The organism is Saccharomonospora sp. CUA-673, assembly GCF_001942305.1.
GTDB lineage: Bacteria > Actinomycetota > Actinomycetes > Mycobacteriales > Pseudonocardiaceae > Prauserella.
Genome location: NZ_MKKE01000003.1, coordinates 24,661 through 41,470, shown reverse-complemented (window position 1 = coordinate 41,470; position 16,810 = coordinate 24,661). Strand labels below are relative to the sequence as shown.

At 69.9% G+C, this 16,810-nt stretch carries 8 protein-coding genes and 4 pseudogenes; 11 read left to right on the top strand and 1 reads right to left on the bottom strand.

Annotated features, from left to right (window positions below; genetic code table 11):
* The first annotated feature begins 28 nt into the window (after positions 1–28).
* From nuoF to BJF85_RS30975, 11 genes and pseudogenes are all read left to right on the top strand, one after another.
* Positions 29–1,324, top strand: a complete 1,296-nt coding sequence (gene nuoF, locus BJF85_RS01805; RefSeq protein ID WP_075845489.1) for an NADH-quinone oxidoreductase subunit NuoF — start codon at positions 29–31, stop codon at positions 1,322–1,324.
* Positions 1,321–3,812: pseudogene (locus BJF85_RS01800) on the top strand (NADH-quinone oxidoreductase subunit G). Before nuoF ends, BJF85_RS01800 begins: the two are co-directional and overlap by 4 nt.
* A pseudogene (nuoH, locus tag BJF85_RS01795) lies at positions 3,809–5,192 on the top strand (NADH-quinone oxidoreductase subunit NuoH). The pseudogenes BJF85_RS01800 and nuoH overlap by 4 nt, the downstream one beginning before the upstream one ends.
* Positions 5,179–5,745 (top strand): NADH-quinone oxidoreductase subunit NuoI, encoded by a 567-nt coding sequence (gene nuoI / locus BJF85_RS01790; RefSeq protein ID WP_075845488.1) that lies wholly within the window; start codon positions 5,179–5,181, stop codon positions 5,743–5,745. Before nuoH ends, nuoI begins: the two are co-directional and overlap by 14 nt.
* Positions 5,742–6,669, top strand: a pseudogene (locus BJF85_RS01785) (NADH-quinone oxidoreductase subunit J). Before nuoI ends, BJF85_RS01785 begins: the two are co-directional and overlap by 4 nt.
* Positions 6,666–6,965, top strand: a complete 300-nt coding sequence (gene nuoK / locus BJF85_RS01780; protein WP_030533804.1) for an NADH-quinone oxidoreductase subunit NuoK — start codon at positions 6,666–6,668, stop codon at positions 6,963–6,965. The pseudogene BJF85_RS01785 and the gene nuoK overlap by 4 nt, the downstream one beginning before the upstream one ends.
* Before the next feature lie 18 nt (positions 6,966–6,983).
* Positions 6,984–8,900, top strand: coding sequence for an NADH-quinone oxidoreductase subunit L (gene nuoL, locus BJF85_RS01775; protein WP_075845487.1), 1,917 nt, complete (start codon positions 6,984–6,986; stop codon positions 8,898–8,900).
* Complete coding sequence (locus tag BJF85_RS01770; RefSeq protein WP_075845486.1) at positions 8,897–10,444, top strand: NuoM family protein; 1,548 nt, start codon at positions 8,897–8,899, stop codon at positions 10,442–10,444. Before nuoL ends, BJF85_RS01770 begins: the two co-directional genes overlap by 4 nt.
* A gap of 6 nt (positions 10,445–10,450) precedes the next feature.
* Entirely contained in the window at positions 10,451–12,022 is a 1,572-nt protein-coding gene (gene nuoN, locus BJF85_RS01765; RefSeq protein WP_075845485.1) for an NADH-quinone oxidoreductase subunit NuoN, read from the top strand.
* A 225-nt stretch (positions 12,023–12,247) separates the two neighbouring features.
* Positions 12,248–13,282 carry a polyprenyl synthetase family protein gene (locus tag BJF85_RS01760; protein WP_075845484.1) on the top strand — a complete coding sequence of 345 codons (1,035 nt, stop codon included), beginning with the start codon at positions 12,248–12,250 and terminating at the stop codon, positions 13,280–13,282.
* 1,799 nt (positions 13,283–15,081) lie between these two features.
* Positions 15,082–15,279, top strand: a pseudogene (locus tag BJF85_RS30975) (hypothetical protein); the annotation flags it as partial.
* Positions 15,280–15,325: 46 nt separating this feature from the next.
* Here BJF85_RS30975 and BJF85_RS01750 read toward each other — a convergent pair.
* The gene (locus tag BJF85_RS01750) at positions 15,326–16,669 is read right to left on the bottom strand and encodes an NAD(P)/FAD-dependent oxidoreductase (protein ID WP_075845482.1); all 1,344 of its coding nucleotides are present in this window, start codon (positions 16,667–16,669) and stop codon (positions 15,326–15,328) included.
* Between the last annotated feature and the right edge of the window lie 141 nt (positions 16,670–16,810).

The following is a 16,810-nucleotide window of genomic DNA, read 5'->3' as shown; positions in this document are numbered from 1 at the left end:
TGTCCCGCAGGACTCAGGTGGAGGCGAAATGAGTGACCTGGAGGAGACCGACCCGGTGACGCCGGTGCTGACGAAGCGGTGGTTGTCGCCGCAGTCGTGGCGGCTGGCGACCTACGAGAAGCTCGAGGGTTACACCGCGGTGCGCAAGGCCCTGGCGGGTACGCCGGAGCAGGTCGTGCAGATGGTGAAGGACTCCGGGCTGCGCGGCCGTGGCGGTGCGGGTTTCCCGGCGGGCGTGAAGTGGGGCTTCATGCCGCAGAACGAGGACAAGCCGCACTACCTGGTCATCAACGCCGACGAGGGTGAACCGGGCACGTGCAAGGACATCCCGCTGATGATGGCCGATCCGCATTCGCTGATCGAGGGCTGCATCATCGCGGCGTACGCGATGCGCTCGCACCACTGCTTCATCTACATCCGCGGTGAGGCGTTGCATCCGATGCGGCGGATGTACGCGGCGGTGCGGGAGGCCAAGGAGGCGGGCTACCTGGGCCGCGACATCCTCGGTTCGGGTTTCGACCTGGAGATCACGGTGCACGCGGGCGCGGGCGCCTACATCTGCGGTGAGGAGACGGCGCTGCTGGACTCGCTCGAGGGCAGGCGGGGGCAGCCGCGGTTGAAGCCGCCGTTCCCCGCGGCCGCCGGTCTGTACGCCGCGCCGACGACGGTGAACAACGTCGAGACGATCGCGACGGTGCCGTTCGTCATCAACGGCGGTTCGGACTGGTTCCGGCAGATGGGCAGCGAGAAGTCGCCGGGTCCGAAGATCTACTCGATCTCCGGGCACGTCGAGCGGCCCGGTCAGTACGAGGCCCCGCTCGGTACGACGCTGCGGGAACTGCTCGAGATGTGCGGCGGCATGTCCGATGGCATTCCGCTGAAGTTCTGGACGCCGGGCGGTTCGTCGACGCCGCTGTTCACGGCCGAGCACCTCGACGTGCCGCTGGACTTCGAGGGCGCCGCGGAGGCCGGGTCGATGCTCGGCACCACCGCGGTGCAGATCTTCAACGAGACGGTGTCCGTGCCGTGGGCGGTCATGAAGTGGACGCAGTTCTACGAGCACGAGTCGTGCGGCAAGTGCACGCCGTGCCGGGAGGGCACGTTCTGGTTGGCCCAGATCCTCGAGCGGATGGTCGCGGGCAAGGGCACCGAGGCCGACATCGACACGTTGCTCGACGTCTGCGACAACATCGGCGGCCGCTCGTTCTGCGCGCTGGGCGACGCCGCGGTGAGTCCGATCCAGAGCGGCATCAAGTACTTCCGTGACGAGTTCCTCGCGTTGTGCGAGTCGAACAAGCGTGAGTTGGTTGGAGCACAGGCATGACCACGGCGCCGGAATCCCGACAGGCACCGACCCCCGCCGAGGTGGTGGTGCCGGAGGGGCACGTCAAGCTCGTCGTGGACGGCCAGGAGGTCGTCGCGCCGAAGGGCGAACTGCTGATCCGCACGGCCGAACGACTGGGCACGGTGATCCCGCGGTTCTGCGACCACCCGCTGCTCGACCCGGCCGGTGCGTGCCGGCAGTGTCTCGTCGAGGTCGAGGTGAACGGCCGGCCGATGCCGAAGCCGCAGGCTCGTGCACGATGACGGTCGCCGACGGCATGGTCGTCAAGACGCAGGAGACCTCCGCGGTCGCGGACAAGGCCCAGCAGGGTGTCATGGAGCTGCTGCTCATCAACCACCCGCTGGACTGTCCGATCTGCGACAAGGGCGGCGAGTGTCCGCTGCAGAACCAGGCGATGGAGCACGGTCGTGCCGAATCGCGGTTCGTCGACAAGAAGCGCACCTTCCCGAAGCCGTTGCCGATCTCGTCGCAGGTGCTGCTCGACCGCGAACGGTGCGTGTTGTGCCAGCGGTGCACCCGGTTCTCCGAGCAGATCGCGGGGGATCCGTTCATCGAGCTGCTCGAACGCGGGGCGCACCAGCAGATCGGTACCGCGGAGACGGCCGACGTGCTCGACGCCGCGTCGCGAACGTCGGGCGGGCAGCCGTTCCAGTCGTACTTCTCGGGCAACACGATCCAGATCTGCCCGGTGGGGGCGCTCACCAGCGCCCAGTACCGCTTCCGGTCGCGGCCGTTCGACCTGGTGTCGAAGCCGAGCGTGTGCGAGCACTGCTCGTCGGGCTGCGCGGAGCGCACGGACTACCGGCGCGGCAAGGTGATGCGCAAGCTCGCCGGCGACGACCCCGAGGTCAACGAGGAGTGGATCTGCGACAAGGGCCGGTTCGCGTTCCGCTACGAGGCGGCCGAGCAGCGCATCCGCAGGCCGCTCGTGCGCGACGCCGACAGCGGTGAGCTCGTCGAGGCGTCGTGGACCGACGCGCTGCGTGCCGCGGCCGCCGGACTGGCGAAGGCCCGCGACGGCAAGGGTGTCGGCGTGCTGCCGGGCGGCCGGCTGACCGTCGAGGACGCCTACGCCTACAGCAAGTTCGCGCGCGTCGCGCTGGGCACCCACGACATCGACCACCGTGCCCGCGCGCATTCGGCGGAGGAGCTGGACTTCCTCGCCGCACACGTCGCAGGCGGCCCGCGGGTCGACGACGGCGGCGTGACGTTCACCGACCTCGAGAACGCGCCGCTCGCGCTGTGCGTCGCGTTCGAACCCGAGGAGGAGGCGCCGGCGGTCTTCCTACGCCTGCGCAAGGGCGCCCGCGCGAAGAACATCCAGGTGTTCCACATCGGACAGTGGAGCTCGCCCGCGGTGTCGAAGACGTTCGGCGAACTGCTCGCGTGCCCGCCGGGCGGAGAGGCCGGTGCCGTCGACGGCATCCCGGAGCACGCGCCCGACGTCGACGAGGGACTGCGTACCGACGGGGCCGTCGTGCTCGTCGGCGAACGCGCCGCCGAGGTCCCGGGGCTGCTGACCGCGGTGCACCGGCTGGCCGAACGCACCGGCGCGCGGATCGCGTGGATCCCGCGCAGGGCGGGCGAACGCGGTGCCGTCGAGGTCGGCGCGCTGCCGGCGCTGCTGCCCGGCGGCAGGCCCGTCACCGACGCCGCGGCCCGCGCCGCCGTCGAGTCCCACTGGGGCCTGGAGGCGGGCGCGCTGCCCGCCGCGCCCGGCCGGGACACCACGGGCATGTTGAACGCCCTGGTCACCCGCGACCTCGACGGTCTGCTCGTCGGCGGCGTCGACCTGGACGACCTGCCCGACCCGGCGCTCGCGCGGAAGGCACTGGACGCGGCGTCGTTCGTGGTGTCGCTGGAGATGCTGCCCAGCACCGTCACCGCGTACGCGGACGTGGTGCTGCCGGTCGCGCCGGTCGACGAGAAGAACGGCACGTTCGTCAACTGGGAGGGCAGGCGCCGGCCGTTCACCGTGACCCTCGAGGGCACGGGCGCGCTGCCGGACTGCCGCGTGCTCGACACCCTCGGCGTCGAGATGGACGCCGACCTGTTCACCCAGACCCCGGCCGCCGCGCTCGGCGACCTCGACCGTCTGCCGGTCGACCCGGCGCGGGCCGCCGCACCGGACCACCCGGCGGGCGAACCGCCGAAACCCGGTGAGGGGCAGGCGTTGCTGGCCACATGGCGCCAGCTCATCGACGACGGATCGCTGCTCATCGACGAACCCGCCCTGGCCGGCACGGCCCGCCGGGTCGTCGCGCGCATGTCGCAGGCGACCGCCGACGGACTCGGTGAGCACGTGACCGTCTCGACCGACCGCGGTTCGGTGACCCTGCCGATCGAGGTGGCCGACGTGCCCGACGGCGTCGTGTGGCTGCCGGGCAACGCGCCCGATTCGAAGGTGCGCGCCACGCTCGGCGCGGGCCACGGCGCGCTCGTCGACATCGCAGGAGGCACGCGGTGACCCTCAGTTCACACCTGCCGCTGCTGGCCGAGGCAACGCAGGAACCGATCAACCGGGCGGAACTGCTCGCCGACGACCCGTGGTGGCTGATCCTGCTCAAAGCGGTCGTGATCATGCTGATCGGGCCGGTCTTCACGGTCGTGCTGATCGTGGGCGAGCGCAAGATCGTCGGCCGCATGCAGAACCGGCCCGGCCCGAACCGGGTGGGCCCGGCGGGCATGCTGCAGTCGCTCGCGGACGCCATCAAGCTGCCGTTCAAGGAACAGGTCATCCCCGACACGGCCGACCGGAAGATCTACTTCCTCGCGCCGGTGATCGCGGTGGTGCCCGCGTTGGTCGGCCTCGCCGCCATCCCCTTCGGCGGCGAGGTGACGATCTTCGGCGAACGCACGGTGCTGCAGCTCGTGGAGCTTCCGGTCAGCGTGCTGCTCGTGCTCGCGGGCGCTCGATCGGCGTGTACGGCATCGTGCTCGCCGGCTGGGCCTCCGGTTCGCCGTACCCGCTGCTCGGCGGGCTGCGGTCGGCGGCGCAGGTCATCTCGTACGAGATCGCGATGGGCCTGTCGATCATCGGCGTGGTGCTGTACGCGCAGTCGATGGCCACCAGCGGCATCGTCGCGGCGCAGGCCGAGAGCGGCTGGTACTTCTACCTGCTGCTGCCGAGCTTCGTCATCTACATCATCTCGATGGTCGGCGAGACCAACCGCGCCCCGTTCGACCTGCCGGAGGCCGAGTCCGAGCTCGTCGGCGGCTTCCACACCGAGTACAGCTCGATGAAGTTCGCGATGTTCTTCCTCGCCGAGTACACGAACATGGTGATCGTCTCGGCGTTCGCGACCACGCTGTTCCTGGGCGGCGGCATGTTCCCGTTCTTCGGGCCCGACGCCGCGATCAACCAGGCTGGTGGCCGCTGCTGTGGTTCTTCGCGAAGATGTGCATCCTGCTGTTCGGCTTCATCTGGCTACGCGGCACGCTCCCACGGTTCCGCTACGACCAGTTCATGAAGCTCGGCTGGAAGGTCCTCGTACCCGCCGCGCTCGTGTGGCTGCTGCTGATCGCCGCGGTGCGCGCCCTGCGCAACGCCGAGGGCATCTCGACGGGCCAGCTGCTCATGATCGGCGGCGTCGTCATCGTCGTGATCGTCCTGCTGACCCTGTTGATCCCCGAGAAGCAGCCGCCCGAGGACGAGGGCCTGGTCACCACCACCGGCGGCGGGCACCCCGTGCCACCGCTCGACCTGAAGGTCCCCGAGTCCACGCCACGGCAGAAGGCGCTCGAGGCACGGCGCCGGTCCGAGGGCACGAAACAGACGGAGCTGAGCTCATCGGGCTCGGGCTCGTCCGAACGCTCGAAGGAAGGAGAGCCCGATGGGAATCTTTGATCCGCTGAAGGGCTTCGGCGTCACCTTCGGGATGATGTTCAAGAAGGTCGCCACCGAGGAGTACCCGGAGATCGGCGCCCCCGCCGCACCGCGGTACCACGGCAGGCACCAGCTGAACCGGCATCCCGACGGTCTGGAGAAGTGCGTCGGCTGCGAGCTGTGCGCGTGGGCGTGCCCCGCGGACGCGATCTTCGTCGAGGGTGGCGACAACACCGAGGAGGCCCGGTACTCGCCGGGCGAGCGGTACGGCGCGGACTACCAGATCAACTACCTGCGCTGCATCGGTTGCGGTCTGTGTGTCGAGGCGTGCCCGACGCGGTCGCTCACGATGATCAACTTCTACGAGCTCGCCGACGACAACCGCCAGGACCTCATCTGGACCAAGGAGGACCTGCTGGCCCCGCTGCTGCCCGGCATGGAGCAGCCGCCGCACCCGATGCGTCTCGGTGACGACGAGCAGGACTACTACGTGGGCGGTCCCGAGCTCGCTCGCGGGCGCGGGGTTCCCGAGCAGTCCACTGTGGAGACGGACACCGAGGAGGCCGTCCGGTGACGACATTTCTCGCTCAGGCGGGCGCCGACGCGACCGTCTCCACCGGCGAGGCCGTCGCGTTCTGGGTGCTCGGCCCGATCGCGGTCGCCGGCGCCTGGGCATGATCTTCATGCGCAACGCCGTGCACTCGGCGTTGTGGCTCGTGCTCACGATGCTGTCGCTGGGCATGCTCTACATGGTTCAGCAGGCGCCGTTCCTCGGCTTCACGCAGATCATCGTCTACACCGGCGCGATCATGATGCTGTTCCTGTTCGTGCTGATGATGGTGGGCCGGGAGTCGTCCGACTCGGTGATCGAGGTCCTCAGAGGACAGCGGCTCATGGCGGCGCTGCTCGGCGTCGGCATCGCCGGCGTGCTCGCGGGCGCGTTGACCCGCGCGCTGTCGGAGGTTCCGCCCGCCCAGCCGATGAACCCGTGGGAACCCGACGGCGGCGGCGCGGGCGGACTGGCCCGCGTGATCTTCCAGGACTACCTGTTCCCGTTCGAGCTCACCTCGGCGCTGCTGATCACGGCCGCAATGGGCGCGATGGTGCTGGCCTTCACCGACCGGCACTCCAAGCAGGGCAGGCGCAGCAGCGTGATCTCGTCGAGGCGCGGTTCCGCGGCGAGTACGAACGGCCCTCGCCGAAGCCGGGGCCCGGTGTGTTCGCGACGTCGAACTCGGTCGCCACACCCGCGTTGTTGCCGGACGGGTCGATCGCGCCGGAGTCGCTCTCGGACCTCATCGAGTCGACCCCGACCGCGCAGCTGCAGGCCCACCGGGAGCACCTCGCCGCGGTCGAGCACCGCGCGGCCATCGACGCGGACACCGCCGGCAGCGACTCGGCCGACCCGGACTCCGGTGAGGCTGCCGACGCGGACGCCGGTACCGACACCGCCACGGACGCCGACGGCTCCGAGCGCGGCGGGGAGGGCAAGGCATGACCCCGACGTACTACCTGCTGCTGTCGGCGCTGCTGTTCACGATCGGCGCGGTCGGCGTGCTGGTGCGGCGCAACGCGATCGTCGTGTTCATGTGCATCGAGCTGATGCTCAACGCCGTGAACCTCTCGCTCGTGACGTTCGCGCGGATCAACGGCGACATCGACGGACAGGTGATGGCCTTCTTCGTGATGGTCGTCGCCGCGGCGGAGGTCGTGGTCGGACTCGCCATCATCATGGCGATCTTCCGCACCCGCCGATCGGCGTCCATCGACGACACGAACCTGCTGAAATACTGACAGGGCTAGGGGCAAGTTGTGATCGCATCATCGTGGCTGCTGGTCGCGTTCCCGGCGCTCGGTGCGCTCGTACTGCTGGTCGGCGGTAGGCGCACCGACGCGTGGGGGCACCTGCTCGGCTGCGCGACCGTCGCGGCGTCCTTTGTGTACGGTCTCGCGCTGTTCTTCTCCGAGTCGCTCACGCAGGCGGCCGACACGACCCTGTGGTCGTGGATCCCGGTCGAGGCGTTGCAGGTGGACTTCGGACTGCGCATCGACCCGCTGTCGATGACGTTCGTCCTGCTGATCACGGGTGTGGGTCTGCTGATCCACGTCTACTCGATCGGCTACATGTCCGACGACCGCGACCGGCGGCGCTTCTTCGCGTACCTGAACCTGTTCGTCGCGTCGATGCTCGTTCTCGTGCTGGGCAACAGCTTCGTCATGCTGTACCTCGGCTGGGAGGGCGTCGGTGTCGCGTCGTACCTGCTGATCGGCTGGTACACCGGCCGCCCGGCGGCGGCGACCGCGGCGAAGAAGGCGTTCCTGATGAACCGCGTCGGCGACGTCGGTCTCGCGATCGCGATCTTCCTGATGTTCTCCCACATCGGCAGCACCAACTACGCCGAGGTGTTCGCCGGCATCGGCGACGTCTCGCCGGGTGTGGTCACGGCGATCGCGCTGCTGCTCCTGCTCGGTGCGTGCGGTAAGTCGGGCCAGTTCCCGCTGCAGGCATGGTTGCCGGACGCGATGGAGGGCCCGACCCCGGTGTCGGCGCTGATCCACGCGGCGACGATGGTCACCGCAGGCGTGTACCTGATCGCCCGTGGCGCGCCGATCTACAACCTCACCGAGGACGGCAGGCTCGTCGTCGCCATCGTGGGTGCGTTCACGCTGCTGCTCGGCTCGATCATCGGCTGCGCCTACGACGACATCAAGAAGGTGCTGGCCTACTCCACGGTGAGCCAGATCGGGTACATGATGCTGGCCGTCGGGCTCGGCCCGTTCGGCTATGCACTGGCCATCGCGCACCTGCTGACGCACGGCTTCTTCAAGGCCGGGCTGTTCCTCGGCGCCGGGTCGGTCATGCACGCCATGAACGACGAGGTCGACATGCGCAAGTTCGGCGGCCTGGCACGGAAGATGCCGATCACCGCCGTCACGTTCGGCCTCGGCTACCTGGCGATCATCGGATTCCCGTTCCTGTCGGGCTTCTTCACCAAGGACGCCATCATCGAGGCGGCGTTCGGCCAGGAAGGCTGGCGCGGCTGGGTGTTCGGCGGTACGGCACTGCTGGCCGCGGGCATCACGGGCTTCTACATGACCCGCCTGATGCTGCTGACGTTCTTCGGCAAGCCGCGCTGGGAGGGGCAGAAGTCCTCCGACGGCCGCGAGTACCACCCACACGAATCGCCGCCGACGATGACGGCACCGATGATCGTGCTGGCGTTCGGTTCGGTCGGCGCCGGTGCGTGGCTCATCGGCGGGGGCACGCTCGCCGAGTTCCTCGCCCCGTCGGTCGGCGCGCTCGCCGAGAGCCACGACGGTGTGCTGCCGCACGCGATCATCCCGTGGTTGACGGTGCTGATGTCGGGTCTCGGCGTGCTCGGCGCGTGGGCGCTGTTCGGCCGCAGGTCCGCGGAGGACTCGCCGCGACTGGCCGTCGAACGGCCCGAGGGCGTGGCCTGGCCGGTGCGCGCCGCGCGTAAGGACCTGTACGGCAACACGCTCAACGAGGCGCTCGTCGCCACGCCGAGCCTGTGGCTCACACGGTTCGCGGTGTTCCTCGACAACCGGGGCGTCGACGGCGCCGTCAACGGACTCGCCGCCGCGTTCGGCGGCGGCTCCGGGCGACTGCGCCGGATGCAGACCGGTTTCGTCCGCTCGTACGCGCTGTCGATGCTCGGCGGAACGGTCCTGATCGTCGGCGCACTTCTGTTGGTGAGGTTCGGATGACCTGGCTGCTCGTACTGATCCTGCTGCCACTGCTCGGTGCGGTGGCCGTCGCCCTCCTGCGCAAGGACGACCGACTCGCCACGATCACCGCGTTCACGGTGTCCATTGTGGAGCTGGCGCTGATCGTTCCGCTCTGGCTCAGCTACGACCCGGGCGGCGACCGGCTCCAGCAGGTGTCGTCGATGGAGTGGATACCCGCGTTCGGGGTGCACGTCTCCTTCGGCATCGACGGCATCGCCCTGCTGATGATCGCGGTCATCGCGCTGCTCGTGCCGATCGTGATCGCCCTGCTGAACTCGACGGACAAACTGCCCGAGGGCAAGGACGTCGGCGGGTTGCTGTCGCTGGTGCTCGTGCAGCAGTCGCTGACGATCGCCGTGTTCGCCGCGACGGACGTGTTCCTGTTCTACGTCCTGTTCGAGATCATGCTCATCCCCATGTACTTCCTCATCGGCGGCTACGGCGGGCCGAAGCGGCAGTACGCGGCGGTGAAGTTCTTCCTCTACTCGTTCCTCGGCGGCCTGATCATGCTGGCCTCGGCGATCGGGGCCTACTCGCTGGCCTCCGACGAGCTCGGCCAGGGCACGTTCGACTGGGCCACGCTCGTGGCCGTCGTCAGCGAGGCGCCGCTGGAGACGCAGATCTGGATCTTCCTCGGCTTCTTCCTGGCGTTCGCGATCAAGGCGCCGCTCGTGCCGTTCCACACCTGGCTGCCCGACGCGGCCAGCCAGGCCCCGGTCGGCGTGACGGTGCTGCTGGTCGGCGTGCTCGACAAGGTCGGCACGTTCGGCTTCCTGCGCTACAGCCTGCCGATGACCCCGGACGCCAGCGCCGTGCTCGCCCCGGTGGTCCTCGTGCTCGCCGTGATCGGCGTGATCTACGGGTCGATGCTCGCCGCGGGACAGACCGACATGCGCCGGTTCGTGGCGTACGTGTCGATCGCCCACTTCGGCTTCATCGCGCTCGGCATCTTCGCCTTCACGCAGCAGGCCGTGGTCGGTTCGGCGACGTACATGCTCAACCACAGCCTCGCCACCGGCATGTTGATCCTCGTGCTCGGCATCATCGCCCGGCGCGGCGGCGACACCCGCATCTCCGCCTACGGCGGCATGGCGAAACTGACGCCGGTGCTGGCGGCGATGCTGTTGATCGCGGGCATGTCCGCGTTGTCGCTACCGGGCACCAACTCGTTCATCAGCGAGTTCCTGGTGCTGCTGGGCGCCTTCGAGGCCCGGCCGGTGTTCGCGATCATCGCCACCGTCGGCATGGTCCTGGCCGCGGCCTACGTGCTGTGGTTGTACCAGCGGATCATGACCGGACCCGTCCGCGGCGACGCCCTCGTGGGCGCCTCACCGGGGCCGGGTGCGGTGCAGACGCCGGAGAAGGGCGCCCGCAAGACCATCCGCGACCTGGGCGGCAAGGAGATCGCGGCACTCGCGCCGCTCGTGGTGTTGATCATCGGTCTCGGCTTCTACCCCAAGCCCGTGCTGGACACCGTCAACCCGTCGGTCGAGCAGACCATCACCGCGGTGCAGGAAAGGTAACCGGCCATCGTGAACCCGTATCTCGCGCAAGTGGAGACCATCGACGCGCCCGGAATCGACTGGGGCGCGATCATGCCGATGGTGATCGTGCTCGGCGCCGCGTGCGTCGGAGTGCTGATCGAGGCGTTCGTGCCCAAGCACCAGCGCTGGTCCGGACAGGTCGTTCTCACGCTCGGGTCGATCGGCGCCGCGGGCATCGCGCTCGGGGCGTACGTGTCGAACCGGCCCGAACACGGCATCACCACGTTGGCGGGCACGCTCGCCATCGACGCGCCCGCCCTGTTCCTGTGGGGCACGCTGCTGGCCCTCAGCGTGGCGGCGGTGCTGATGATCGCCGACCGGAGCGTCGAACCCGGCGGCGCGTTCGTCGCCCAGGCCGGCATCGCGCCCGGCACGGTGCAGGACCGCGCCCAGGTGCAGTCCACCGGCATGCAGACCGAGGTGTTCCCGCTCGCCCTGTTCGCGCTCGGCGGCATGATGGCGTTCACCGCGGCCAACGACCTGCTGACGATGTTCATCGCCCTCGAGGTGCTGAGCCTGCCGCTGTACCTGATGTGCGGCCTCGCGCGCAGGCGCAGGCTGCTGTCGCAGGAAGCGGCCGTGAAGTACTTCCTGCTCGGCGCGTTCGCCAGCGCGTTCTTCCTGTACGGCCTGGCGATGCTGTACGGCTACGCCGGTTCGGTCAACCTCGCCGACATCGCCAACGCCTCCGCGGGCACCGACCGCTCCGACACGCTGCTGTTCGCCGGTCTGGGCCTGCTGCTGGTCGGCCTGCTGTTCAAGGGCTCGGTCGGCCCGTTCCACACGTGGACCCCGGACGTCTACCAGGGCGCCCCGACCCCGGTGACCGCGTTCATGGCGGCGCTGACGAAGGTCGCGGCGTTCGGCGGCATCCTGCGGGTGCTGACCGTGGCGTTCGAGGCCACCAGCTGGGAATGGCGCGGCGTGCTGTGGGCGGTCGCGATCATCTCGATGGCGATCGGCGCGGTGCTCGGCCTCACGCAGACCGATCTCAAGCGGATGATCGCCTACTCGTCCATCGCGCACGCCGGGTTCCTGCTCATCGGCACCATGGCGCTCACCGACGAGGGTCTGTCGGGCACGCTGTTCTACCTGCTCGCCTACGGCTTCACCACGCTCGCCGCGTTCGGCGTGATCTCGCTGGTGCGCGACTCGTCCGGTGAGGCGACGCACCTGTCGGCATGGGCGGGGCTGGCGAAACGCTCGCCGCTGCTGGCGGGCGTGTTCACGTTCCTGCTGCTCGCCCTCGCCGGTATCCCGCTGACCAGCGGGTTCGTCGGCAAGTTCGTCGTGTTCTCCGCGGCGCTGTCCGACGGGATGGCCCCGCTGGTGGTGATCGCGTTGCTGTTCAGCGCGGTCGCGGCGTTCTTCTACCTGCGGGTCGTGGTGCTCATGTACTTCTCCGAACCGGCCTCCGACGGGCCGACGGTGAGCGTGCCCGGGGCGTTCACGACGGCGTCGATCGCGCTCGGCGTCGTGGTGACGCTGCTGCTGGGCGTGCTGCCCACGTTCGCCCTGGACTGGGCGGGAGCGGGAGGTTTCGCCCTCGGCAGCTGAACCCGCGGCGCGCCCGAGGGTGTGCCACGGGTTACCGGCAGGTGCCGGCGCGGTGTCGCGGGTCACGTCTGAGCAGGGCTGATGCGTGATCGCACCGGAACGACTTGCCAGTAGGCTGGGGCCGATTCTCCGGCCGGTGCCTGTTCGGTGGTGAGCCAGCGCGGGCCGGAGCTGGAGGACCGGACGGCCCGGAAGGGCCGAGTGCCGAAGGGGCGGGAGCGAGCAGTGTCAGTGCGTGACGGCGCCACGGAGAGCGGCGCGCTTGAGGATCTGCGGGCCTCGGTCGGGCTGCAGATCGCCGACGAGGCGCTGCTGACCGACCTCGCCGGCGGGCTGGGCGCCGTGGAGAACGTGCTGCACGAGGTCGTACGCAGCGACGTCGCCGAGGTCCACGAGGCGGCCCGGCACCTGGTCGAGGCCGGGGGCAAACGTTTTCGTCCCCTGTTCACGCTGTTGGCGGGCCAGTTCGGCACAGGGGGACGCGACGCGGTGGTCACCGCGGCCGCCGCCGTCGAGCTCGTGCACCTGGCGACGCTGTACCACGACGACGTCATGGACGAGGCGACGATGCGCCGCGGCGCGGAGAGCGTCAACGCGCGCTGGGACAACACGGTCGCCATCCTCACCGGCGACTTCCTGTTCGCCCACGCCTCGCGGCTGGTCGCCGACCTGGGCACGGACGCCGCGCGGATCATCGCCGAGACGTTCGGCGAGCTGGTCACCGGTCAGATGCGCGAGACCGTCGGGCCCGCCGAGGGCGAGGACCCCATCGAGCACTACCTGACCGTCATCGGCCAGAAAACCGGGTCGCTGATCGCCACCTCCGGCCGTTTCGGCGGGATGCTTTCCGGCGCCCCCGACGAGTACATCGAGGCGCTTCGCCGATTCGGCGACATCATCGGCACCGCATTCCAGATCTCCGACGACATCATCGACATCGATTCCCCGTCCGCCGAACTGGGTAAATCGCAGGGCACGGATCTGCGCGAGGGCGTGAAGACGTTGCCGATGCTGTACGAATTGTCGGAGGACAAGCCCGACCCGAGACTGTCGGAGCTGCTCAGCGGCCCGATCTCGGGTGACGCGGAGGTGTCGGAGGCGCTCGAACTGTTGCGTTCGTCGCGGGGACTGGCACGCGCACGGGCCACTCTTTCAGGCTACGCTCAGCGCGCGAGGACGGAGCTGGCGGCGCTGCCGCCGTCTCCGGCGCGGGATGCCTGCGAATCGGTCGCCGATTACCTCGTCGCACGAACCCACTGAGGGAGGACGCCGCACCAATGTCCATTTTCGGGCAGGTCTGGGTGTTCAGCGCGATCGCATTCGTGCTGGGCGCCTTCCTGGCCTGGGTCTTTCTGGTCCGTCCGGCGAAGAAGCAGGTCAGAGCCCTCGAGACGAGACTCGCGGCCAGGGAGGCCGATCTCCGTCGCATCTCCGAGCCCGCGCTCGGGGCCCCCGCGGCGAGACCGGGCCGGAACGACCCCTTCAGCGACGCCGACGAGGCGCTCGCCACCGGTGACGTGGCCGTCGGCGGCTTCGACGGCCAGGGCTTCGACGGCTACGACGCCTTCGACGGCGGTTACGACGCCGAGCGTCGGCCGGAACCCGAGACGGACTGGCCGGAGCGCAACAGCCTCGCCGGCGTCGGCGGCGGCGACACCTCCTACCTGGGCGCCGACGGCCGCGACGACTTCGACCTCGCCGATCGACCCGAGGACCTCGAGGTGCCCGGCGAGCGGTACGACGACGAGTCCGCCGACGAGCGCGGGGCGTTCGAGGAACGCGGCGCTGTCGACGAGCGGGGCGCTGTCGAGGAGCGAGGTGCCTTCGAGGAGCGCGCCTTCGACAGCCGGGGCGTGTTCGACGACCGCGAGGACCTCCCGTACGAGGACCGGTCCGAGGACGACGGGTTCGACGAGCCCGGCAGCGAGGACGCGACCCGCTTCGTCGCCCCGGTCCCCGGCCCCACCGCTGACTCCGACCCGGCCCCGGACTCCGCGCCCGAACCGGACGCCACGGAGACGACCCAGCTGATCGGATCGGACGCCCAGCCGCACCTGGCGGCGGTGTCCGACTACGAACCGCCCGCCGAACCGGCCGAGCCCGCCGCGACGGCGGAGTCCGGCGACCACGGCCAGGCCCCCGAGCAGTCCTCCGACCGACCGATCGGTTCGGGACTGACCATGGGACCGCCGTTCACGCCGGTGACGTCGTTCGAGGCGACCAAGGAGTTCCCGGTCGGCGGTGACCGGTCCGGTATCGACCCGTCCGTCGAGCCCGAGGCCGATGTCGCTGCGTTCGAGGGATTCGAGGGCCCGGCGGGTTCCGAGGCTCCCGAGTCCTCCGACGCTTTCGAGGACCCCGGGACCTTCGAGTCCGAGGTGCGCCGCGACGGTCCTCCGCAGAAGCGGCCCGGCAGTCTGTTCGAGCCCGGCGCGGTCGACACGTTCGCCGCCGACAGCGGCGGCCCGGCCGCCGGCGCCGAGGCCGCCGACCCGGACGTCGAGGGCGCCACGGGCGACCTCGGCGGTGCGGACGTGCCCGGCGGCGTTCCCGGCGGTGTCGCCGGTGACGTGTCGGGTGATGTGCCCGCCGATCCGCCGGCGTACGCGTTCGGCGGCGGTCCGGCCGAGGGGTCCGACGAGGATCCGAACGAGTCGACGAACATCCTGCCGAAGCGGACGCCGCGACAGCGCCCGCCGGGCGGTTTCGACACGCCCAAGCCGATCCAGCCGTCGATGCGGGCCATCGCCCGCCGCGAGCCCGACGCCGACGTGCAGAGCGGTTCGCTGTTCGAACCGTCGAGTGCCGGGCAGGGCGGCGGTGCCCCCGCGGCCGAACCGGTCTTCGACGACCAGACCGGCCAGACGGGTCAGGTGCCGGCAGCGGGCCAGGCGACCGGTGACGTGCAGGATGAGCGGCCGGAGATGACGCGGTTCGTCACGCCCACGGGCCAGGTGCCGACCAACGGTCGGCACGGCACGCAGGCGGCCGATCAGGAACACGGTCGGGACGCAGCCGCCGCGCCCGACGAGCAGGGCGGTGAGCCGGAGAACCTGCACGCAGGTCCGTTCGGCCCCGGCTCGGCGATGCCGCTGCCGGGTGGGGAGAGCCCGTCGCCGGACTTCACGGTGAAGGCGAGTGTCACGGCGCTGCGCTACGTCACCGACGCGTCCCCGCAGTACCCGCGCATGGTCGCCGAGGTCTGGTTCCGCAGCCCCGCCGACGCCGAACGAGTAGGTTTCCGGCCCCTCACCTGACGACGGCCACGGGTAGCTCGCGGGCCGGGCTCGTCGCCGCCCGTGGTCAACGGTCGGTGTTCGGCTCGCCCACAGGCTCCCCGGCCGAAGGTAGATCCGGCAGTTCGGGGGAGGCGGTGTCCAGCGGCACGGCTCCGGATCGGACCAACCCGAGTTGCACGCGAGGCCGGGTCGCGACCGCGTCCAGAGCCCAGTCGACGGCGACCCGCAGCCGATTGGCCGGCATGGCCGCCAGGTGATACCCGCGCGTGACCGTCTTGGCAGGCAGCCCGGAGAGCGGGATGTGCAACGGGTTCGCGGCGGCCTTGCGGGCACCGAGGTCCACGACGAAACCGAGGTCGCGGTGCCGGTAGGCGGCGGACGTTCCGTGTCCCAGCGAGGCGAGGACGTTGCGGGCGGCGAGCTTTCCCTGCCGGACCGCGTGCTGCGCGGTCATCGGGGTGAGCTGTTCCGGGTGGTGCGGATCGGTGACCGCGGCGGCGTCGCCGCACGCGAACACGTGAGGGTAGGAGGGCACCGACAGGTGCTTGTCGACCACGAGCCTGCCCTGCTGGGTTTCCAGGCCGAGCGATTCCACGAGCGGATCGGGACGGACTCCGACGCACCAGACCAGCGACCGTGTCCGGACGAACTGATCGTTGCTGAGCGTGACGCCATCGCCGGTGCTCTCGGTGATCGACGTTTCCGTCAGGATCTCGACTCCACGCTCCCGGAGGACCTCGTCCGCCGTGCGGGACAGCCGCCGGTCGAGCTCGGGCAGCACGCGCGGTGCGAGGTCCAGCAGCTTCCAGCGCATCGGCTGATCGCGCAGTTCCGGGTGCCGCGCGGCCAACGTCTCGGTGAACGACGGGCCCTGCGCGGCGACCTCGGTTCCGGTGTAGCCGGCGCCGACCACGACGAAGGTGCAGCGAGCGTCGCGCTCCTTCGGGTCGTCGGTCATGGCCGCCAGTTCGATCTGTCGCGTCACGTGGTCCCGGAAGTACAGCGCCTCGGGGATGCCGCGGAAGCCGTGCCCGTGCGTGGCCACTCCCGGGATGGGCAGCAGCTTGTTGACACTGCCGGCGGCCAGCACCAGCCGGTCGAAGGACAACGAGTCCGTGTTGCCCTCGGGGTCCTCGTAGGACAGTTCCTGCCGATCCGGGTCGATCGCGGTGACGTTACCGAGGACCAGCCGCACGTTCGGCAGCGTTCCGGGCAGCGAGTTCGTGATCGAGCGCGGATCGAGGATCCCCGATCCGACCTCCGGCAGGAGTGGAACGTACAAGAAGTAGTCGGTGGGGTTGACGAGAACGATCTCGACCTCGTCGTGATCCACATTCTTCGTCAGGTGCTGCGCAGCGTGATAGCCCGCGAATCCACCACCGACGATCACCACTCGGGTTCGTGCCATCGGCGCCCCTTCGACGAGTCAGTGTGCGGCCCGAGTCCTTCCCGGTCCGCCCTTCGCCGAAACCGGCTCTACGCGCGGCGGCGCGCTCGACGTCCGTGTTACCCCCAACGCAGTCGAGGGCCCCACGGTCGTCGCCGTGGG

Excerpts from the sequence above, each read along its gene's own strand:
- nuoF (WP_075845489.1), top strand. The coding sequence starts at position 29 with ATGAGTGACCTGGAGGAGACCGACCCGGTGACGCCGGTGCTGACGAAG.
- nuoI (WP_075845488.1), top strand. The coding sequence starts at position 5,179 with ATGGGAATCTTTGATCCGCTGAAGGGCTTCGGCGTCACCTTCGGGATG.
- nuoK (WP_030533804.1), top strand. The coding sequence starts at position 6,666 with ATGACCCCGACGTACTACCTGCTGCTGTCGGCGCTGCTGTTCACGATC.
- BJF85_RS01770 (WP_075845486.1), top strand. The coding sequence starts at position 8,897 with ATGACCTGGCTGCTCGTACTGATCCTGCTGCCACTGCTCGGTGCGGTG.
- BJF85_RS01750 (WP_075845482.1), bottom strand. The coding sequence starts at position 16,669 with ATGGCACGAACCCGAGTGGTGATCGTCGGTGGTGGATTCGCGGGCTAT.